This is a genomic window from Actibacterium ureilyticum (genome assembly GCF_002285435.1).
GTDB classification, from domain to species: domain Bacteria; phylum Pseudomonadota; class Alphaproteobacteria; order Rhodobacterales; family Rhodobacteraceae; genus Actibacterium_C; species Actibacterium_C ureilyticum.
This window is the reverse complement of sequence record NZ_NSBT01000020.1, coordinates 219,828-240,933: the sequence shown is the minus strand read 5'-3', so window position 1 is coordinate 240,933 and position 21,106 is coordinate 219,828. Positions and strand designations below refer to the sequence as shown.

Genomic DNA, 21,106 nt, shown 5'->3' with positions numbered 1-21,106 from the left:
GTCTTGCGCCCAGAGACCTGCCAAAGGGAACCGCCCCATGACTTTTTCGCTTGTCGCCCGCTGTGAAACCACGGGCATGTTCGGCGTCGCGATCTGTTCGTCCTCGCCCGCTGTGGCGGCGCGGTGTGCCTATGCCCGGGCGGGTGTGGGGGCCGTGGCGTCGCAGAACGTCACCGATCCGACGCTTGGGCCACTGGCGCTGGACCTGATGGCAAACGGGCACGAAGCCGCCGCCGCGATGGCCCGGATCGAACAACAGGCGCCGTTCATCGCCTATCGCCAGGTGCTGGCCGTGGACGCACAGGGGCAGACGGCGGTCCATTCGGGACAGAACGCGTTGGGCATCTGGTCGGATTGCCGGGCGCCCAATGTCGCGTCAGGCGGGAACCTTCTGGCCAATGATCAGGTGCCGCAGGCCATCGTCGACGGCTTTCTGGCCGCGACGGGGCATCTGGGCGACCGGCTGATTGCCGCGATGCGCGCCGGTCTGGCCGCCGGGGGCGAGGCCGGGCCGGTCCATTCGGCGGGGATGATGCTGGTCGACAAGGTCGCCTGGCCGGTGGCCGATCTGCGCTGTGACTGGACCGAGGATTGCCCGATCGAAAACATCGCGACCGCATGGGGGATCTATGCGCCGCAACTGGACGCCTATGTGCAGCGCGCGCTCGACCCGCGCGCGGCCCCGTCCTATGGCGTGCCGGGCGACGCGTGATCCGCGACGCGCGCAAATGGCATTCCCGATTGCCGGGACCACCTGTAAGCTGCGCCAACAGGATGACGCGGGCGGCAGGATGCTAAGGTTCACATTTCGCCAACTGGAATATTTCGTGGCCGTCGGCGACGCCGGCAGCATCACGGCCGCGGCGGAAAAGGTCCGCGTGTCGGCGCCGTCGATCTCGGCCGCAATCACCCAGCTGGAGCGGGAATTCGGCTTGCCTCTTTTCGTCCGCCAGCACGCGCAGGGCCTGTCGCTGACGCAGGCGGGCAAGCGCCTGTTGGCCCAGGCCCGGCTGGTCCTGCACGAGGCCGGAGCGATGACCGAAATCGCGGGCGACATTTCGGGCACGGTGCGCGGGCCGCTGGCTGTCGGCTGCATGCTGACCTTTGCGCAGGTCGTGCTGCCATCGCTGCGCCGCCGGTTCGAACAGGTCCATCCCACCGTCCGGATCAGCCAGTACGAACTGGACCAGGCCGAGATCTTCGGCGGTCTGCGCAAGGCCACGCTGGACGTGGCGCTCAGCTATGATCTGGACCTGCCCGGCGATCTGACGTTCGAGCCGCTGGCCGATCTGCCGCCCTTTGCCGTCCTGCCCCAGGGCCACCCGTTGGCCCGGCGCGACAGCCTGACGATAGAAGAGCTGCAGCCCTTTCCGATGGTGCTGCTCGACCTGCCCTATAGCACGGAATATTTCATGTCCTTCTTCGCCAAGGCGGGCACCCATCCGATCATCGCCGAACGCACCCGCGACATGGCCGTGATGCGCAGCATGGTCGCCAATGGCTATGGCTATTCGATTGCCAATATCCGCCCCCTCAGCGACCGGTCGCCGGATGGCAAGCCGCTGTGTTTCGTGCCGCTGATCGAAGACGCGCGGCCGATGCGCATGGGGCTGCTGATGGTCACCGGCGCCGAAAGCGCACGCGGCATCCGGGCGTTCGTGGACCATTGCCGGGCCGTGGCCGCCGAGGGGACCCTGTTCGGGACGCCACAGGCCGGGGCAGCGGGGGACGCATGAGATCGCTTCTGGATATTCTGGACCGGCTTGTGCGGTTCGAAACGGTCAGCCCGGCGTCGAACCTGCCGATGATCGCCTATATCGACGCCTTCCTGACCGAGCGCGGCTTTCGCGTCACGCAGATCCCCGCGCCCGAGCCTGGCAAGGCGGGTCTGTTCGCCACCATCGGCCCGGCGGATCCGGGCGGCATCCTGCTGTCGGGTCACACCGATGTGGTGCCCGTCACCGGCCAGGCCTGGACCCGCCCGCCGTTCGAGCTGACGCGGGCGGGCGACACCCTGTTCGGCCGCGGCGTGACCGACATGAAGGGGTTTCTGGCCGCCATGCTGCACGCCGCCGACCGCGCCGCCGGACTGGCGCTGCGCGCGCCGCTGAAGCTGGTCTTTTCCTATGACGAAGAGATCGGCTGCGTCGGCCTGCAACAGATGCAGGACAGGTTGCAGCCGCTTCTTGCCGCGCCCGAGCTGTGCATCGTGGGCGAACCGACCGGGATGCAGGTGGCCGTGGGGCACAAGGGCAAGGTATCGGCCCGGGCCGTCTGCACGGGGCAGAACGGCCATTCCGCCCTGGCGCCGAAATTCGTGAACGCGCTGCATCTGGCCTGTGACTTCGCGGGCGGGCTGCGGCATTTGCAGGATGCGCTTGAGCACACGGGGCCGCGCGATCCGGCCTATGACATCCCCTATAGCACGGTGCATATCGGCACGCTGACCGGCGGTACGGCGCTGAACATCGTGCCCGCCCGGGCCGAGCTGCTGTTCGAATTCCGGCACCTTGCCAATGACGATCCGGGGGCCCTGTGGAACAGGATCGGCGATCTGGCGCGCGATGCCGCGGCGCCGTTCAAGGCGACCTGGCCCGGCGCCGATATCGCGCTGGAGCGGCTGAACGCCTATCCCGCCTTCGATATTGCCCCCGACAGCGCCGCAACCCGCATGGCACAAGAGCTGGCGCAGAACAGCGCGACGACCAAGGTCGCCTTCGGGACCGAGGCGGGGCTTTTCGCGGCGCTTGGCCTGCCCACGGTCGTATGCGGCCCGGGGTGGATGGAACGCGACGGGCACAAGGCCGATGAAAGCCTGGCGCTCGATCAGCTTGCGGCCTGCGCGCGCATGATGGATCGGGTGGTGGACAGGTTGACCTGAGGCCTGCGGCTTCAGCCGGTGTCGCCGCCGGGCCGGAACGCACGGGTGAAGACCGCAACCGCCAGATCGAACCGGCTTTCCAGCTCGGTATCAGAGGGCAGCAGGTCGCGGTCCAGCAACACGTCCAGAAAGCGCGGCTTGACCATGTCGATGAACAGCTCCGCCGCCGCCGCTGAATCGGGAAAAGACAGCTCGCCATCCGCCTGGGCACGGTCCAGCTCGGCCATGACAAGGTTGCGCTTGCGGTCCGACATCTCGCGCCCGAAGGCACGGCCGACCTCGGGATTGACCGAGGTTTCGGCGATGATCACCCGCAGGATATCCAGCGGCAGCGCGTGGCCTGCGCAGACGCGCGGCATCACCAGAAGACGCAGCCGGTCGGCCAGCGGCAACGCCTGTTCGTGCGAATCCAGCGGCTGCCCGAAATTCGCGGTCAGGCGTTTCAGATACGCCTGCAGCAATGTCATCCGGTCGGGAAAGATGGTGTAAAGCGTGCGCTTGGACATCCCCGCCTGTTTCGCGATCGCGTCCATCGTCGACCCGGCAAGGCCATGCTGCTGATAGACATGTTCCAGCGCGGTCAGGATATGTTCGCGCCGTTCAGCGGTGTCCAGCACCACCGGACGCCCGCGCCGAGAGACATTGGCCGATGCTGTTTCCGACATATCCGGCTTGTGACCCATTTTCGTATCCCGCCCCGTTTTACCCTCTTGCCATCCTGCGCGCCAGATGATTTACAAAACTAAGCAGTTTCATAATGCCTGTCGGGTGTGAAATACAACCCTGCAACCGGAAAGTTCCGAAATGCCTTACCTTTTGCGCGTGCTGTCCGCCAGTACACTGATCCTATGTCTTGCCACCGGAATCGCCCAGGCACAGTCCGCCCCGCCCCCCACGGCAGTGACGGTGGTCGAGATGCAGCCGCAATCGGTCACGCTGACCACCACCCTGCCCGGCCGCGTCGCGGCCTCGGCCGAGGCCGAAGTGCGCCCGCAGGTCAACGGCATCATCACCGAACGGTTCTTCCGCGAGGGCGGCCATGTGAACGAGGGCGACCCGCTGTTCCGGATCGATCCCGACACCTATGCCGCCGTCGTGCAACAGGCCCAGGCCAGCGTGAAGCAGGTCGAGGTCGAGGTCAAATTCGCCAAGACCGAGGTCGACCGCGTGACCGAGCTGCGCCAGAACAACGTGGCCAGCCAGCAGGCGCTGGACAATGTGATCAGCACGTACGATTCCGCGCTGGCCGCGCTCGAGGTCGCCAAGGCGCAGCTGAATGCGGCCGAGATCGACCTGGCGCGCACGACCATCAATGCGCAATTGTCGGGCGAAATCGGCCTGGCACAGGTCAGCCATGGCGCGCTTGTCACCGCCAGCCAGGCCTCGCCCCTGGCGGTGATCCGCGATATCGACCCGGTCTATGTCGATGTCACGCAATCGGCCTCGGACCTGCTGCGCTGGCAGCGCGGCCAGACCGAACTGGACCTGGCCGATGCTGACCGGACCGTGCGCCTGACGCTGGCGGACGGGTCGGATTTCCGCGAGACCGGCACCCTGACCGCGGCCGAGCATAACGTGAACCCCCAGACCGGCGTCGTGACCCTGCGGATGCAGTTCGCCAATCCCGACCGCCTGTTGCTGCCGGGCATGTATGTGCAGGTGGATCTGCCGGTCGAGCTGGCCGACGATGTCTATCTGGTCCCGCAAGAGGGCGTGAACCGCGACCGCCGCGGGCGGCCCATCGCCTGGGTCGTGAACGCCGATAACGTGGTCGAGGAACGCCAGCTGTCGATCCTGCAGGATCGCAATGCCGACTGGGTCGTGAACGAGGGGCTGGCCCCCGGCGACCGGCTGATCGTGGCCGGCTTTCAAAAGACCGCCCCGGGCGCGACCGTGACGCCCGAACCGCGCCCCGCAGAGTGACCCCACCGACAAGGAGCCGATAATGGCCCGTTTCTTTATTGACCGCCCGATCTTTGCCTGGGTCATCTCGATCGTCATCATGGGCATCGGGGCGCTGGCGATCCTGATCCTGCCCATCGCCCAATATCCACAGATCGCGCCGCCGTCGGTGGTCGTGCAGACGACCTATCCCGGCGCGTCGGCCGATACCGTGGCCAACACCGTCACGCAGGTCATCGAACAGCAGATGACCGGGCTGGACGGGCTGCGCTATTTCTCGTCCAGCTCGACCGCGTCGGGATCGGCGACGGTCACGCTGACCTTCGAAACCGGGACCGATATCGACATCGCGCAGGTGCAGGTCCAGAACAAGCTGTCCCGCGCCACGCCCCTGTTGCCCGAAGCGGTCCAGCGCCAGGGGGTGCAGGTCCAGAAATCCTCTGCCGGGTTCCTGATGGTGATCGGCCTGATCTCGGAAAACGGCAAGCTGGAACAGGTCGATCTGGCCGACTACATGGTCACCAACCTGGTGGACGAACTCAGCCGGATCGACGGCGTGGGTTCGGTGCGGGTGTTCGGCGGGCAATACGCGATGCGCATCTGGCTGGACCCGTCGAAACTGGCGGCGTTCGAACTGACCCCGTCGGATGTGGTGTCCGCCGTATCGGCCCAGAACGCACAGATTTCCGCCGGTTCGTTTGGCGCGCAGCCCTCGATCGACGGGCAACAGCTGAACGCGACGATCCGCGCGCAATCGCTGCTGCGGACGCCCAATGACTTCCGCCAGATCGTCCTGCGCGCCGAAACCGATGGCGGGCTGGTGCTGTTGAACGATGTCGCCCGGGTCGAGATCGGCGCCGAAAGCTATGCGACGCTGGCGCGGTTCAACCAGAACCCGGCCTCGGGGATGGCGATTAGCCTGGCCCCCGGCGCCAACGCGCTGGACACCGCCGCAGCGGTCAAGGCGCGAATGGAAGAATTCGCCGCCTTCTTCCCCGAGGGCGTGGATTACGTCACCGCCTATGACACCACGCCTTTCGTCAAGATCTCGATCAAGGAAGTCGTCAAAACCCTGTTCGAGGCCATCGTCCTGGTCTTCCTGGTGATGTTCCTGTTCCTGCAGAATTTCCGCGCCACCCTGATCCCGACCCTGGCCGTTCCGGTGGTTCTGTTGGGGACATTCGGCATTCTGGCGGTGGCCGGGTTTTCCATCAACACGCTGACCATGCTGGCCATGGTTCTGGCCATCGGCCTATTGGTGGATGACGCCATCGTCGTGGTGGAAAACGTCGAACGCATCATGCAGGACGAGGGGCTTTCCCCGCGCGAGGCCACGCGCAAATCCATGGGCCAGATCACCGGCGCGCTGATCGGCATCGCCATCGTTCTGTCGGCGGTGTTCGTCCCGATGGCGTTCTTTCCCGGCTCGACCGGCGTGATCTATCAGCAATTCGCCATAACCATCGTTTCGGCCATGGCGCTGTCGGTGGTGGTTGCGCTTACGCTGACGCCGGCCCTGTGCGCCTCGTTGCTGAAACAGTCGCATCATGGCACGCGCGGCGGCCTGTTCGGCTGGTTCAACAAGGGGTTCGGCGCATTGTCGAACGGCTATACCAACACCGTCGGCTGGACCGTCAAACGCCCCTTCCGCGTCGGCATCATCTATCTGGCGATCATCGGTGTGATGGCCGCGCTGTTCATGCGCACCCCCACCGGCTTTTTGCCGGACGAGGATCAGGGCATCCTGTTTACCCTGATCCAGGCCCCCACCGGCGCGACCGAGGAACGCACGCTCGAGGTGGTGAAGCAGGTCGAGAACTACTTCCTGACCCAAGAGACCGAGGCCGTGGATTCGCTGTTCGGCGTCGTCGGGTTCAGCTTTATCGGCCAGGGCCAGAATGTCGGCATGGGGTTTGTCCAGCTCAAGGATTGGGACGAACGCCCCGATGCTGCACAAAGCGTTCAGGCCGTGGCCGGGCGGGCCTTTGGCGCGTTCAGCCAGATCCGCGATGCGATGGTCTTCCCCATCGTGCCGCCTTCGGTGATCGAACTGGGCAACGTCTCGGGCTTTGATTTCTATCTGCAGGCACGCGGCGGACAAACGAACGCGGAACTGGTCGCGGCACGCAACCAGCTTCTGGGCATGGCCGCGCAAAGCCCGGTGGTGACCTCGGTCCGGCCCAGCGGCCTGTCCGACGCCGCGCAGTTCAACCTGCAGATCGACTGGCGCAAGGCCGGCGCGATGGGGGTCACCCCCACCGATGTGGGCAATCTGCTGACCATCGCCTGGGCCGGTGCCTATGTGAACGATTTCATCGACCAGGGCCGGATCAAGCGCGTCTATGTCCAGGGCGAGGCCGACGCCCGCGCCACCCCATCGGATATCGACAAATGGCGCGTACGCAATGCCAGCGGTGGGCTTGTGCCGTTCTCGAACTTTGCCGAAGGGGTCTGGGAATACGGGCCGCAGGGGCTTTACCGCTATAACGGCGTGCCGTCGATGCAGATCCAGGGCAGCCCGCAGCCGGGCTATTCCACCGGCGACGCCATGGCCGAGATGGAACGGCTGGTCGCGCAGCTGGACGGTCGTTTCGACATCGCCTGGACCGGCCTGTCGCTCGAGGAACGCCAATCCGGCAATCAGGCGCCGCTGCTTTACGCGCTGTCGCTGGCGGCGGTGTTCCTGTCGCTGGCCGCGCTTTACGAAAGCTGGTCGATCCCGTTCGCGGTGATGCTGGCCATGCCCATCGGCGTGCTGGGCGCGCTGGTCGGCGCCTGGCTGGGCGGGTTCGAAAACGGCGTGTTCTTCCAAGTCGGGCTGCTGACAGTCATCGGTCTGACCGGCAAGAACGCGATCCTGATCGTCGAATTCGCCCGCGACCGACACGAACAGGGCGAGCGCGTGATCGACGCGGTGGTGGATGCCGCCCGCCAGCGCTTCCGGCCCATCATCATGACGTCGATGGCGTTCTCGCTGGGGGTTCTGCCGCTGGTGCTGAGCCACGGCGCAGGTTCGGGCGGGCGCAACGCCATCGGCTCGGGCGTGCTGGGCGGCACGATTGCCGCCACCGTGCTGGGTGTGATCTTCGTACCGCTGTTCTTCGTGATCGTGACGCGGCTCTTCCGCCGCAAATCGGCCTGAGGCCCATAAATCGCTGCCGGGCGCGCCCGGTCCGGCGTATCCGCCGGTTCGCGGTCGATCAACGCATCGATCCGGGCCATGACGGGCTGCGGCAGCGCGCCGAATTCCAGCGCCCGCGCCAGCCCCTCGATCTGGGAAACCGTGCGCGCGCCGGGCACCGGAACCAGATGGCCGCCCTTCGCCCAAAGCCAGCCAAGCGCGCCTTGGGCCAGCGTCCTGCCGCCCGTGCTCAGCAGATCCCGAACCGCATCGAGCTGCGCCAGCAGCGCGGGGTTTGGCGAGGCATTAACGAAATAGTCCGATTTGGGGTTGGACGTGGCCCGGATATCATCGGATGGCAGGACCGCACCGGGCCCATAGCTTCCGGTCAGCAACCCCATCGCCAAGGGCGACCGGATCAACCCGGTCAACCCATGATCGCGCGTGACCCGCTGGATGCGCGGCGGGTCGACCAGCACGTTCATCGCATGCTCGACCCCCACGAAATCCGCGCGTTGGGCAACGGCGACGACACTGTCGGCGAAATCCGTGCTCCAGCCATAGGCGCGGATCTTGCCCGCCTGAACGGCCCGGTCCATCTGGTCGAAAACCGCCTCGGCCTGCGGCACGGGCAGGCCGTTCTGGTGCAACAGCAACAGATCGATCCGGTTGCGCCCCAGCCGCGCCAGACAGCCGTCAATCGCGGGCAAAACGCTTTCCGGCGCGGTCTGGTCCCCGGTCAGCTGTTTGGTCCCCTCGTCAAAGGCGATCCCGATCTTGGTCACGACCAGCGCGTCTGGACGTCCCTTCAGCGCGGTGGCCAACAGCCGTTCGGCATGGCCCGCGCCATAGGCCGCCGCCGTATCAAAAAGCCGGATGCCACCGCCCAGCGCCGCGTGAATGGTGCGGATCGATTCCGCATCGTCGGAATTGGCGTAGCCCAAGGGCTGATCCCCCGCGAACATCGGCCCGCCGATGGGCCAGCAGCCCATGCCCAAGGGGGGAATATCGGTATCCAGAAAACGCATGCGCCGCTCCTTTTGCAACCCAGGCGACAGAAGGCCATGAAAGCGGCTTCACATCCATGAAACGCTTTGCAATGCTCGTTTCATGGATGAAACGAAATTCGACTGGGACGACTTGCGTCTGTTTCTGGCCGTTGCGCGACAGGGCGGGCTGGCGGCTGCGGCGGCGTCCACCGGCAAAAGCGCACCGACATTGGGGCGGCGGATGGTGACGCTGGAACAGCGGCTGGGCTGCGAGCTGTTCCAACGCCTGCCGCGCGGCTACGCGCTGACCGAGGATGGCGAGCGGCTTCTGGCGACCGCCGAGGCGCTGGAACTGCGCATCCGTCCCTTGCTGTCGGCGGCGGCCCAGGCGGTTCCGGTCGTCAAGATCTCGGCCGGGACATGGGTGACCTGTCTGTTGGCGGGCGCATTGCCGCAGATCGTCGGTCAGGACCGGGTGCGCCTGCGGTTCATCGCGGCGGACCAGGTTGTCGATATCGGCCGCCGCGCGGCGGTGATCGGCATCCGCAACCAGCGCCCGCAAGGGGTCGGTCTGGCCGGACGCCGGTTGGGCCGGGTGCGCTTTGCGGTCTATGCCGGGGCCGATCCCCATGCGCCCTGGGCGCGGGTTCTGGGCACGACCCCATCCGCGCAATGGGTGGCAGCGACCATGGGCCCGGACGACCGGATCGAGGTGACAAGCCCGCGCACCGCGCTTGATCTGGCGCTGGCCGGGCAGGCCCGCGTGGTCCTGCCCATGTTCATCGGCACCCGTTACGCGGCGCTGACGCAATGTTCGCCGCCGATCGCCGAGCTTGAGCACGACCAATGGCTCGTCACCCATCACGAGGACCGTTATCTGCCGTCGGTGCGCAAGGTGATCGACCGCATCGCACAGGTCCTGCTTGCGGCAACCGCTGCGGGCTGAGCGGACCGGCGCGCGCGCCTAGCCCCGGCGCAGGACCGCCCGCGCCCAGTGCCGTGTCGGGATGCCGAAACAATCGTGGATCGAGTCGCTGGAAATGGCGCTGCCGCTGGTCAGCCGGCCCGCGATCCACAGCCCGTCGACGCGCCCGCCCGCCCGGTCGATGGCCGCGCCATCCGGTGCGCAGCGCGCGCCAAGCCCGTCGCCCATCATCGTCAGCAGCCCCTCTTCGACCAGCTTGGCGACAAGCGGCTCTTCGATCACGTCCAGAACCGGCGGCGGCAGCACGCTGTCGACCATCACCGACGCCTCGATCCCCCGCGCGCCCGATTGCAGGTGCCAACCGCTGTCGGACAATGTGATATCGGGGTCGTCCGTCGCACAGGGATAGACCAGCCCGGCATCGATCACCGCCAGCAGATGCCGCAGCGACCCGACCGGCGCGCCATAGGAATAGCGTTTCAGCCCCTCGTCGAACGTCGCAAGCGCGCCAGCGGTTTCCGCGCCGGGGGCGTGGCTGTCGAAAACCGCGCGCAAGGTGGGCTGCCATTTCCGCCAAAGCTGCCCGATGACATAGCCCGCCGATGGCGGCGTCTGCCCCTCGGCCTCGGCCAGGTTGCCCTTGATCGCATCGACGGTCTCGCGGGTTTCCTGGCTGCCGTGATCGCTGCGTTCGGTGGCCAGCCACCCCGCGACCACGGCCTGATCCGCCGTGCCGCCCGTCGCGCCCAGGACCCGCAGGGTTGGCGCCACAAGCGCATCGGCCACGATCCGCAAGGCGGTTTCTGCGTCGGCTGACAGCGCGTCCTGCAGGGCGGCGCGGAAGGCGGCGGTTTCCGCCTCGGTCGGGTCGAACAGCGCATCGATCCGGGCATTGGCGGGTTTCGGCGCGGGGGCGTGACCGTCCAGCGAAAACGGCGCGATCAACCCCGGCTCGCGGCCCGATGGCACATAGCTGGTGCCGTCGAACCGCCCGCCCAAACCGATGGTCAGCATCCGCACGACATCCAGCGTCGACAGGCCCAGCCCCCGCACGGCGACAACCTGACCGGCCCAGCGCCCGGCCCGGTCAACCAGTGCCTTGCCGGGATAGGCCGGCATCAGGTCCAGACCCTGCGCGTTGGCGTGCGCCTGCCATTTCTGCATCTGCGGATCGTTTTCGGTCTGCGGCTGGCCCAGCGACAGCAACACATCGTCGAACGGCCCGAACGCGGCCTGATCCGCCCGCAGCCGCCATGCGCCGTCCACCTGCTGCGCCTGCGTGATCCGCAGCGGATGCAACGTGACGCTCAGCCCCTGCGGCAGGTTGTCCAGCAAGGCTTCCAGCCGGGCATGCAGATAGGCGCCCAGCCGCGCCCGGGGCGGAAACGCCTCGGCATCCGGGTAATCCGCCTGTGCCCAGGCGCCGAAATCCACAAAACCGGGAACCGGTGATGCGGGCAGGTCGATGCTGCGCAGCGGCAGGTTCAACAGGCATTCGGGCGGCTCGTCAGGGCTGAAATTCGGACCGGCCGCGGGCCAGGCCCAGGGGTCGAACACCGTGACATCGACCGCGACATCCGCGCCGTCCATATGGCGCGCCAAGGCTTCGAGCGCACCCAGACCACGCGGCCCGCATCCGACAATCGCAATCTTCCGACCTTTGGGCGCCATTCACATCCTCCTGCCAATCTATCCGCGTGCCGCGCGCTGCATATCGGACAGGAACATTGCTGCAATCGGCTTGCAAGGCATTCGAAAGTCCCGTGCGACGGGGAAAGGACACCGGGGCGCTTGTCGCCACAGCCGCGCCCGGATCCCGGGGGCCGGTGCAATGCCACGAATGCGCGCTTTCTGGGCAATACGACCAGATTTTAAGTGTTGCGTGAAAAGTGATTCTCGGATTACGGTCAAATATTCCGTATTTCGAGAAAGCCAATGCAGGAACGTCTGATCCAGTTGCTCGAAGCCATCGCCGGGGCCGCCCGGCCCGTGGGCGCGAACGAGCTGGCGCAGCTGACGAACCTGCCTACATCGACCGTCTATCGAAACCTGACATCGCTGCTGGATTGCGGGTTCATCGAGGATGTCGATGGCGGCAAGCGCTATATCCTTGGGATGCGCTTCGTGAAGATCGCGCTGACGGGCAAGGCGGATTCGCATGTCATCGCGGCGGTTGCGGGGATCATGCGCCGGCTGGTCAGCGATCTGGGCGAAACCGCCTTTCTGGCGCGGTTCCGGGGCGGGCGCGTGGACCTGATCGATACCGAAATCCCCAGCGATCCGTCGGTCCCCTATATCTATCCGGGGCTGGGGCCGCGCCCGGCGCATGCCTGCTCCTCGGCCAAGGCAATCGCGGCCTTCATCGCGCCCGAGCTGCGCGAAGAGCTGCTGGATGCCAGCCCGATGCGGTTCACCGACCGGACGATCATCGACCCCGACCTGATCCGCAAGGAGCTGAGCCAGGTGCAACGCTATGGCTATGCCACCTGCGAGGGCGAGATCGACGAGGGCGTGACCAGCGTGGCGGTGCCGGTGAATATCGACCGGCTGGGCGCGGTTTTCAGCATCGGGGTGGTCGGCCCGTCGAACCGGATCAAGCCCGCGATCCAGGGCCGCATCCTGCCGGTCCTGACCGAACAGGCCATCCGCGCCGCAGCCGCAATCCAGCATTGCACGGCGGTCGACGCCGAAAAGACCCATGCACAGACACTGGCATCGGCCAGGGAAGGAAGGCCACCAACACACTGAATTCATTCTAGGGAGGAATTGATATGAACAGACGAGAATTCGGCACGCTGACTGCGGCGGCCCTGGCGGTAGGAGGACCGTTCAAGGCATTCGCGGACGAGACATGCCAATCGCCCTATATGCCCAAGATTACCGGGCAGGAGGAGTTCGTCTATGTCTGGACGCTGGGCGTCGAGGGCATGGGCGATGAACAGGACAAGCTGGTCACGATCGACCTGCGCCCGGGATCGGACACGCGCGGGCAAGTCATAAACTCACTGTCGGTCGGTGGCCGGAACGAGGCGCATCACGGCGGCTTTTCCGCGGACCGGCGCTATTTCTGGACCGGGGGCCTGGATACCAACCGCATCTTCATCTTCGACGTGCACAGCGATCCGGCCAACCCCACCCTGCACAAGACCATCGACACCTTCGTCAAGGATTCCGGCGGTGTCGTCGGCCCGCATACATTCTTCGCGCTGCCCGGCAGCATGATGATCAGCGGACTGTCGAACGATGCCGATCATGGCGGGCGCACGGCGCTGGTGGAATACAACGATTCCGGCGATTACGTCGCGACCTATTGGATGCCCACGCAGGACGACATGCAGGGCGCGGCCGCCATCGGTGACGCGGTGGCCGATGGCTATGGCTATGACATCCGGGCGCTGATCCGCAAGAATGTGATGCTGACCTCGTCCTTCACGGGCTGGTCGAATTACATGATGGATTTCGGCCAGATGCTGCAGGATACCGAGGCGATGAAACGCTTCGGCAACACGGTGGTGCAATGGGACCTGCACACGCGCCAGCCGAAAAAGGTGTTCAACGTGCCGGGCGCGCCGCTGGAAATCCGCTTCCCCTGGGGGCCGAATGCCAACTGGGCCTATACCACCACCGCGCTGACCTCGCAGCTTTGGCTGATCTACGAGGATGAGGACGGCGAATGGCAGGCCAAGGCGGTGGCCGATATCGGCGATCCGGCGTCGATCCCGCTGCCGGTCGATATCTCCATCGCTGCCGATGACCAGACGCTTTGGATCAACTCGTTCATGGATGGCAAGACGCGGCTTTTCGATATCTCGGACCCGCACAATCCGCACCAGATCTATGAGAAGGTCATCGACCGACAGGTCAACATGGTCAGCCAAAGCTGGGACGGCAAGCGGGTCTATTTCTCAAGCTCGCTTCTGGCCAACTGGGACAAGAAGGGCGCCGATGATGTACAATATCTGCGCGCCTATAACTGGGACGGGACAGAGCTGGTCGAGGATTTCAACATCGACTTCTATGCGCTGAACCTGGGCCGCGCGCATATCATGCGTTTCGGCAGCGCGGCGCTTTACACGTCCTGAACGGGCCCATGCCCCCGGACCGGGCGACGGCCCGGGGGCGTTTCAAAACCATGGGGGGAAGATCATGCGTATCTTGCCTGTTATCGCCCTGTTGGCGGGGGTCGGGCTGTCCGGCGGGCTGGCTTGGGGCTTTCTGAAACCCGACCGCCCGGCGCCGTTTTCGTCTGTCATCCCCGCGCGGGCCGAGTTTCAGTTCGAACCGCCCGCGCCGGGCAGCTATCGGTTGAACCACATCAAGCCCGCGCCGGATGGCCGCGTGCTGGATACCGATGGCCATGCGCAAACCCTGGCCGATCTGACAAAGGGCAAGATCACGCTGGTCAGCTTCGTCTATCTGATGTGCGGCGACGTGAATGGCTGCCCGCTGGCCATGTCGACCCTGTTCGAACTGCACGATGCCAGCGCGCAATTGCCCGGGCTGAACCGTGATGTGCAGCTGATGACGATCAGCTTCGATCCCGAGCGCGACACGGTCGAGGCGATCCACGCCTTCGCCTATCCGATCCTGTCGGACACCGCCGCGCGCGATAAATTCGGCTGGCACGTGCTGACGACCGGCGGCATGGCCGACCTGCAACCCATCCTGGACGGCTATGGCCAGGTTATCGACCGAAGCACCGATCAGGACCAGATCAGCCACCTGCTGCGCCTGTACCTGGTCGACCGTTCTGGCCAGATCCGCAACGTCTATGGGCTGGGCACCATCGACCCGCGTCTGCTGATGACGGACATCGAAACCCTGCTGATGGAGGAGCGCCAGCCGTGATCCGCGCGCTTGCCCTGTCGCTGTCCGTGCTGGCGCTGGCCGTACAGGCCGCGCCCGAACAGATCGCCCCGGCGAATTGTGTGGTCGCCGAACAGGGCTGGGCCGAAGCCGCGTTGCAGCGCAGCCTGTCGGCGCCGCTGGGCCTGCCGCCGGTGCCGCACCCGGCTGACAACCCGCCCACACGCGCCAAGATCGAACTGGGCCGCAAGCTGTTCTTTGACCGGCGGCTGTCGATCAACAAGACCATGTCCTGCGCCATGTGCCACGTGCCCGAACAGGGATTCGCCAATTGGGAGCTTGCCACCGCTGTGGGCGTCGAGGGGCGCAGCGTCAACCGCAACGCCCCCACCCTGATCAATGTGGGCTACCTGTCGCCGCTTTTTCACGACGGGCGGGATGTTGCGCTGGAAACGCAATTCGTGTCCCCGATGACCGCCCGGAACGAGATGGCCAACCCCTCGATCGGGCATGTGGTCGCGTTGCTGGGGCGCCTGCCGGACTACCGCGACCTGTTTGCTGACGCCTTCGGTGCGGGGCCGTCGCTGGACCGGATCGGACAGGCGCTTGGCGCTTATCAGCGGACGCTGGTCGCTGGCGACAGCCCGTTCGACCGCTGGTATTTCGGCGGTGATGAGGCCGCGCTTGGGGCGGATGCGCAGCAGGGGTTTGCCCTGTTTACCGGCAAGGCGGGCTGTGCCGGCTGCCATACGCTGGGCGACCGCGACGCGCTTTTTACCGACCAGCTGTTCCACGACACCGGCTATGGCCGCCTGCGCGCGGCGCAGCGCGACAACCCGCCCGAAACCGTGCCGGTGCAGGTGGCCCCCGGCGTGGTGCATAACCTGGATTTCGCGCGCGTGCTGTCGGTCTCGGCCCGGCGCGATCCCGATCTGGGCCGCTATGCGGTGACCGAGGACCCCGCCGACCGCTGGACATTCCGCACCCCCGGCCTGCGCAACCTGGCGGTGACGCCGCCCTATATGCACGATGGCGGGTTTTCGACCCTGGCGCAGGTCATCGACTTCTACGACCGGGGCGGGCGGCCCCACCCGGCGCAGGACCCGGCGATCCGGCCGCTGGGGCTGGACGCCGGCGAAAAGCGCGCGCTGGAGGCGTTCCTGCTGAGCCTGACGTCAGACGGGCTGGGCTGCCTGGTCGGCGCGGCCCGCACCCAGCCGCCGGACAACCACTGACCTCAGGCCGCGTCGCTGCGCGCGGCCCACCAGGGCTGATTGCAGATATGCCCCAAAAAGCCGGTGACGATCAGCGCCCCCAGATACGAGGTCGCCCCGGTCCCGATATCCAGCGGCGGGTTCACCTCGACAAAGTCGAAGCCGACAATCCGGTGCCGTTGGGCCAGCGCCTTGAGGCTTTCCATCAGTTGCCGGAACGACAGCCCGTCGGGTTCGCCGGAAACACAGCCCGGCACGATCGACAGATCCAGCGCATCGACATCGATCGTGACATAGATATCCGACCCTTCGGGCAGCAGCGCGGCCAGCCCCGCCGGGCCCAGGCTGCGGGCCTCGGTCATGCAGATCACCCTGTGCCCCTTGGCGCGCAGCGTGTCGACATGGTCCTTGGTGGTGCGCAGGCCACGAATACCCACCTGCGTCAGCGACAGGCATGTGTCCATCTGCGTGATATAGCGGAATGCGTGGCTGTTGGTACGGTTGAGATCCTCGTCGATCTCGGCATAGTCCTGATGCGCGTCGAACTGGACCACATGTACCGGCCGGTCAAAGGCCGCAAAGACCGGATAGGTGATCGCATGATCGCCGCCCAGGATCACCGGGAACAGTCCGGCATCAAGCATCTCGCGCACCTTGGCGGTGATCAGCTCGAATGTCCGGGCCGGGTTGGCGGGGCGGATGTCGATATCGCCCAGATCGACGATATGGCCCTGTGCCAATTCGGTGCCCAGATAGGTTTCCTGAACATCGGGATCGTAAAGCGGCGCGTCCACCGGGATACGCAGCGAATGTTCTCGGATACCGCGCGGCCCGAAGCGCGAGCCCGGCAGGAACGGCGAGCCCTCGTCAAAGGGCACCCCAAGGACCCCGATGGTTGCGCTCCCGTAATCGGCCGGGTCGCTTGCGAAACGCTGGCGCAGGAAGGTCGGGATGCCGGTATAGCCGCGATTGACGATCTTCATCGCTGTCTCCTTTGGTGGGGGTTTCTGAAATCGGGATGAAACGCCTGCACGCGGTCGAAGAACTCGGCCACACGGGCGTTCTTTCGGCTGGAAATCACCGTGTTGGGATCGCCATCGGCCACGATCCGACCGTGATCCATGAACATCAACCGCGAGGCAACATCGCGCGCAAAGGCCAGCTCGTGTGTGACGACCATCATCGTCATGCCGCCATCCGCGAATTCCCGCAGCAGGCTCAGAACCTCGCCCACCAGTTCGGGATCCAGCGCCGATGTGGGCTCGTCGAACAGCATGATCTCGGGGTCCATGGCCAGTGCGCGGGCAATGGCCACGCGCTGTTTCTGACCGCCCGAGATCTCGCCCGGATAGCGGTCCGAAAGCTGCGCGATCTGCAACCGGTCCAGAAGCGCCTGCGCCTTGTCGCGGGCATCTTCGGGGCGCCGCCGGGCGACACGGATCTGCGGGCGGGTCACATTCTGTTCCACCGTCAGATGCGGCCACAGGTTCAGCGACTGATAGACCATCCCGATACGCGGTCTGATCCTGTCGATCTCGCGCCCGGACTGGCGCCGGACCAGCCCCTCGGGCGACAGGTCCTTGCCCAGATACCTGTCCCCGACCTTGACGAACCCGTCATCCGGCGGCTCCAGCCACAGCAGCGTGCGCAGCAATGTGGACTTGCCACAGCCCGACGGCCCGACCAGAGACACCACCTGTCCCTTGGGGATCGTGAAATAGACCTCGTCCAGCGCCCGGGTCTCGCCGAAGCGCCGGATCAGGTTGATCGCCTCCAACGCGGTCTGGGTCATGTCCGCCCCCCGTCCAGCAACAGGTACCTGGCAACCAGCGGGGTCATCAGGCGGTTGCGGTTGGCGCCCGCCAGCCGTCTTTCGAACAGGGCCGCGCCAAAGGCAAATGCCGCCGTGATCGCCCAATAGATCAGGGCAACCGTGATGAACACCTCGAACGGCGCAAAGGTCTCGCCCTGCACCACCAGCCCCGCAAAGGTCAGCTCGGCAACGGTGATCGTCGACAGGACCGAGCTTTCCTTGATCATGGTCATGGTGCAATTGACGACCGGCGGCACCATCGGGCCCAGGATCTGGGGAATGATGATATCGCGGGCCGCAGCCACCGGCGACATGCCGATCGCCCGGGCCGATTCCCACTGTCCCTTGGGCAGCGCCTTGACGCAGGCGCGGATGATCTCGGTGTAATAGGCGCCGGCAAACAGCGAAAGCGCGACCGTGCCGTTGACCAGCGCGGGCAGCCGCACCCCCATCGCCGGCAGGCCATAGTGGATCAGGAACAGCAGCACGATGAAGGGAGTGCCGCGCATCACCGCGACATAGGCCGCGGCCAGCCAGCGCAGTGGCGCGATGCTGGACAGGATCGCAACGGACGCGATCCCGCCGATTGTCATGCCGACCACAAAGGCAATCGCCGTGACCCGCAGGGTCATGAGCGCGCCTTCCAGGAACAGCGGCAGGTTTTCGGTAATGACGGTCGGATCAAGCATTCTCAGCGGCCTTCCCGCGCAAAGCGGCGTTCCAGAAGCAGCCCGCCAGCCGTCAGCGCAAGGTTGATGATCAGAAACATCGCGGCGGCGGCCAGAATGGGTTCGAACGGCCGGAACTTCGCCGCGCCGATCTGTTGGGACACCCGCAGCGCCTCGACCACGGTGATCACCGACAACAGCGCGGTGCCCTTCACGATGACCGTGCCCTCGTTGATCAGCATCGGGCTGATGCGCCGGAAAAGCTGTGGCAGGATGACCTTGCGCCAGATGACCCCGGGCGAAAGGCCCAGCGCGGTGGATGCCTCGATCTGGCCGCCGTCGATCTCGGGCAGCGAGCCGCGCATGATCTCGGATATGAAGAACGAGGAGTTCAGCGCAATCGCCGTGATCCCCGCAATCTCGGGCGGAAGCCGCAGGCCGGTCGCCGCAGGCAGACCGTAATAGATCAGGAAGATCTGGATCAGGATCGGCGTGCCCCGGATAAAGCTCAGGCATACCGCGATAAGCCCGTTCAGCGGCGCGATCTTCAACGAGCGTACAAGGGTCAGCGCCGTACCCCCGATCAGCGCCAGGCAAAAGGCCAGGATCGCGATCCGCAGGTTGACCATCGCCGCATCGGACACACGCGGCAGCGAGGACAGGACATAGTCGAAATCGAACTTCATGCTCTCTTCCAATGGGGGACGACAGCTCCGGCAACGGGACCGGAGCCGCTGGATGTCAGACGGCGCTTGGCGGCAGATATCCCGTGTCGGGGATTTCCATCTTGAAGCCGAACCACTTTTCCTGAAGCGCATAGAGCCGCCCGTCGTCGCGCATTTTCAGGATCACGGACGAGATGAAATCACGCAGATCGGCGTCTTCGGGGCGGGTCACCCATGCCTGGTATGTCCACTGAACGCCGGTTTCGATGGGCGCGGCGACCTCGAACACATCGGGATGCTCCTTGACCAGCACCGCCAGCGACGGCAGCGACTGGATCACCGCATCGATTTCCCCCGACGCCAGCGCCGTATAGCAATCGGTATAGGCGGTATAAAGCTTCAGCTCCTTGAAACCCGCGCCAGCCGATTTCAGCTTTTCATCGACCGCCTTCGCGATCGGCTCGGCCGAGGACGCCAACTGGGTGCCGACCAGCTTGCCCGCCAGGCCGTCTTCGGTCTCAACCGCTTCGCCCTTGCGGGTCATGATATAGGGCTGACCGTTCGCGATCGGCACGGTATAGGCGTATTTCTTGGCCCGCTCCTCGTTGATCGAGACCGTGGTGGCCACGAAATCGAAATTCCCGGCCAGCAGACCGGGCACGATGCCCTGCCACGGCAGGTCAAGCTGTTCCAGTTCGACATCAAGCTCTGCGATGACCACGTCGAGGATGTCCTTGCCGTAGCCCACGATCTGGCCGCTGTCGTCGACGAATTCAAAGGGCGGGAACGCGGCCTCGGTGCCGACGGTCACCTTGCCGGTTTCGCGGATCTTGGCCAGCGTGCCGCCGGACTGTGCCCGGGCAAGCGATGAAAGGGCGGTGCTGGCACCGGCTGCCATGGCCAGGGCCCCTAATTGGCGTCGGGTAAGTTTCATCTGGTTCTCCTTGTTGGATGTGGAAACCCCCGGACCTGCCCGTCTTGAAGCGGATTCGGTCCGGGAGGGGTGAAAGAAGCCTCAGGTCCGTTCGAAATAATCGGCCCGAACCGCGGCCCCGATCAGGTTGACCGCCAGCCGGCCGGCCAGGATCGACGTGATGTTGTTCAGGTCACGCGACGGGGTGATCTCGACGATATCCATCCCAAGAACGCGGCCCTTGGCGACAAGCCCGTGGATCAGTTTCCGGCATTGGTGGAATGTCAGCCCCCCCGGCGCCGGCCCCTCGACCCCCGGCGCTTCGGACGGGTCGATCCCGTCGGCGTCGATGGTGATGTAATACCGCCCGCCGGACGGGATCTTTTCCAGCACCGCCTCAACCCCCTGATCGTGCACTTCGAACGCAGGCACGATGGTGGCGCCGTATTCCAGCGCCGCCTCGTATTCCTCGGGGCGGCCACTGCCCTGGGCACGGATGCCGATCTGGAAGATATCCCCGAAATGGCCCATCTCGGACGCGCGGCGGATCGGGCTGGACAGACCGTCATGCACGCCGTTCACCTCGTCCCGCCAGTCGATATGCGCATCGATCTGGATCAGCGTGATCGGCCCCTGTTCGGGCGCGCAGTCCTCCAGCGCGCGGAAGATCGGGATCGGGATCCCATGATCGCCGCCAAAGGTGATCGGCATGGCACCGGCCCTGATGATCTTGCGCATCGCCGCTTCGGCCTTGCGATAATGATCCCCGCCCGGCACCGCCAGATCGAAGGGTACGTTGCCGACATCCACGGCCTTGATTGGGCGGTTGTCATAGATCGGGCCGCCGACATCGAAATCGTGACGCTCCAGATCCCGCGACACGCGATCCGTCATCCGGCGGATCGTGTCCGGCGCGGTCGACTGGTCATTGGCCAGGGCATCGGGGGTATAGGCGCTGCCGTTCGGGATACCCAGGAAAACGATATCCGCGTCCAGCGTGTCCAGATCGATACTGACCGGGGCATACAGAAAACTGCCATAGCTCGTGGCCGCTGGAAGCGTGAGTTGTTCATCCTCGATATTTGAGACCTCGTTCATACGATCGGTTCCTGCATTAGAATTCATCATGGTCGGGCTCTGGCGGCGCGTGATCGGTCATCTCGATACGCAGACCCCAGACAGCCTGCCGTGATCCCACGCTGCGTGTTT

The 21,106-nt window shown here is 65.4% G+C and carries 18 protein-coding genes and 1 pseudogene; 10 read left to right on the top strand and 9 right to left on the bottom strand.

Features of this window, described 5'->3' with window-relative positions:
* Positions 1–37: 37 nt before the first annotated feature.
* The 3 genes from CLM60_RS05820 to argE are packed head-to-tail and all read left to right on the top strand — an operon-like array spanning position 38 to position 2,881.
* Positions 38–712, top strand: coding sequence for a DUF1028 domain-containing protein (locus tag CLM60_RS05820; RefSeq protein WP_095588215.1), 675 nt, complete (start codon positions 38–40; stop codon positions 710–712).
* Between the two features lie 16 nt (positions 713–728).
* A complete protein-coding gene (locus CLM60_RS05815; protein WP_342745106.1) occupies positions 729–1,736 on the top strand; it encodes a LysR family transcriptional regulator in 1,008 nt (335 codons plus the stop codon).
* Positions 1,733–2,881: an acetylornithine deacetylase gene (gene argE, locus CLM60_RS05810; protein WP_095588214.1), complete on the top strand. Its 1,149-nt coding sequence runs from the start codon at positions 1,733–1,735 to the stop codon at positions 2,879–2,881. Before CLM60_RS05815 ends, argE begins: the two co-directional genes overlap by 4 nt.
* 11 nt (positions 2,882–2,892) lie before the next feature.
* Here argE and CLM60_RS05805 read toward each other — a convergent pair whose 3' ends face one another.
* Positions 2,893–3,564 (bottom strand): TetR/AcrR family transcriptional regulator, encoded by a 672-nt coding sequence (locus CLM60_RS05805; RefSeq protein WP_095588213.1) that lies wholly within the window; start codon positions 3,562–3,564, stop codon positions 2,893–2,895.
* Between the two features lie 121 nt (positions 3,565–3,685).
* Here CLM60_RS05805 and CLM60_RS05800 point away from each other — a divergent pair, with 121 nt between their 5' ends.
* Together CLM60_RS05800 and CLM60_RS05795 are read left to right on the top strand one after the other, a co-directional pair.
* Complete coding sequence (locus CLM60_RS05800; RefSeq protein ID WP_095588212.1) at positions 3,686–4,804, top strand: efflux RND transporter periplasmic adaptor subunit; 1,119 nt, start codon at positions 3,686–3,688, stop codon at positions 4,802–4,804.
* 22 nt (positions 4,805–4,826) lie between these two features.
* A complete protein-coding gene (locus tag CLM60_RS05795; RefSeq protein ID WP_095588211.1) occupies positions 4,827–7,925 on the top strand; it encodes an efflux RND transporter permease subunit in 3,099 nt (1,032 codons plus the stop codon).
* A gap of 68 nt (positions 7,926–7,993) precedes the next feature.
* Here the strand turns inward: CLM60_RS05795 and CLM60_RS05790 are convergent.
* Positions 7,994–8,896, bottom strand: a pseudogene (locus CLM60_RS05790) (aldo/keto reductase); the annotation flags it as partial.
* Between the two features lie 118 nt (positions 8,897–9,014).
* Here CLM60_RS05790 and CLM60_RS05785 point away from each other — a divergent pair.
* Positions 9,015–9,839: a LysR family transcriptional regulator gene (locus CLM60_RS05785; RefSeq protein WP_095588210.1), complete on the top strand. Its 825-nt coding sequence runs from the start codon at positions 9,015–9,017 to the stop codon at positions 9,837–9,839.
* 18 nt (positions 9,840–9,857) lie between these two features.
* Here CLM60_RS05785 and CLM60_RS05780 read toward each other — a convergent pair whose 3' ends face one another.
* Positions 9,858–11,489 (bottom strand): FAD/NAD(P)-binding protein, encoded by a 1,632-nt coding sequence (locus CLM60_RS05780; RefSeq protein WP_095588209.1) that lies wholly within the window; start codon positions 11,487–11,489, stop codon positions 9,858–9,860.
* Between the two features lie 264 nt (positions 11,490–11,753).
* Between CLM60_RS05780 and CLM60_RS05775 the strand changes: the two genes are divergently transcribed.
* From CLM60_RS05775 to CLM60_RS05760, 4 genes are all read left to right on the top strand, one after another.
* Positions 11,754–12,566: an IclR family transcriptional regulator gene (locus tag CLM60_RS05775; protein ID WP_095588208.1), complete on the top strand. Its 813-nt coding sequence runs from the start codon at positions 11,754–11,756 to the stop codon at positions 12,564–12,566.
* A 23-nt stretch (positions 12,567–12,589) separates the two neighbouring features.
* Positions 12,590–13,900 carry a methanethiol oxidase gene (gene mtoX, locus CLM60_RS05770; protein WP_095588207.1) on the top strand — a complete coding sequence of 437 codons (1,311 nt, stop codon included), beginning with the start codon at positions 12,590–12,592 and terminating at the stop codon, positions 13,898–13,900.
* Between the two features lie 64 nt (positions 13,901–13,964).
* Complete coding sequence (locus tag CLM60_RS05765) at positions 13,965–14,666, top strand: SCO family protein (RefSeq protein WP_095588206.1); 702 nt, start codon at positions 13,965–13,967, stop codon at positions 14,664–14,666.
* Positions 14,663–15,859: a cytochrome-c peroxidase gene (locus CLM60_RS05760; RefSeq protein ID WP_095588205.1), complete on the top strand. Its 1,197-nt coding sequence runs from the start codon at positions 14,663–14,665 to the stop codon at positions 15,857–15,859. Before CLM60_RS05765 ends, CLM60_RS05760 begins: the two co-directional genes overlap by 4 nt.
* Positions 15,860–15,861: 2 nt before the next feature.
* Here the strand turns inward: CLM60_RS05760 and CLM60_RS05755 are convergent, their stop codons facing one another.
* The 6 genes from CLM60_RS05755 to CLM60_RS05730 form a co-directional block, all read right to left on the bottom strand.
* The gene (locus CLM60_RS05755; protein ID WP_095588204.1) at positions 15,862–16,821 is read right to left on the bottom strand and encodes an arginase family protein; all 960 of its coding nucleotides are present in this window, start codon (positions 16,819–16,821) and stop codon (positions 15,862–15,864) included.
* Complete coding sequence (locus CLM60_RS05750) at positions 16,818–17,630, bottom strand: amino acid ABC transporter ATP-binding protein (protein ID WP_095588203.1); 813 nt, start codon at positions 17,628–17,630, stop codon at positions 16,818–16,820. Before CLM60_RS05750 ends, CLM60_RS05755 begins: the two co-directional genes overlap by 4 nt.
* On the bottom strand, positions 17,627–18,340 hold the full coding sequence (locus CLM60_RS05745) for an amino acid ABC transporter permease (protein ID WP_095588202.1): 714 nt from the start codon (positions 18,338–18,340) through the stop codon (positions 17,627–17,629). The genes CLM60_RS05750 and CLM60_RS05745 overlap by 4 nt, the downstream gene beginning before the upstream one ends.
* Before the next feature lie 2 nt (positions 18,341–18,342).
* Positions 18,343–19,005 (bottom strand): amino acid ABC transporter permease, encoded by a 663-nt coding sequence (locus tag CLM60_RS05740; RefSeq protein WP_095588201.1) that lies wholly within the window; start codon positions 19,003–19,005, stop codon positions 18,343–18,345.
* 55 nt (positions 19,006–19,060) lie between these two features.
* On the bottom strand, positions 19,061–19,918 hold the full coding sequence (locus CLM60_RS05735) for a transporter substrate-binding domain-containing protein (RefSeq protein WP_176473803.1): 858 nt from the start codon (positions 19,916–19,918) through the stop codon (positions 19,061–19,063).
* An 81-nt stretch (positions 19,919–19,999) separates the two neighbouring features.
* On the bottom strand, positions 20,000–20,995 hold the full coding sequence (locus CLM60_RS05730; RefSeq protein WP_095588200.1) for an agmatinase: 996 nt from the start codon (positions 20,993–20,995) through the stop codon (positions 20,000–20,002).
* Between the last annotated feature and the right edge of the window lie 111 nt (positions 20,996–21,106).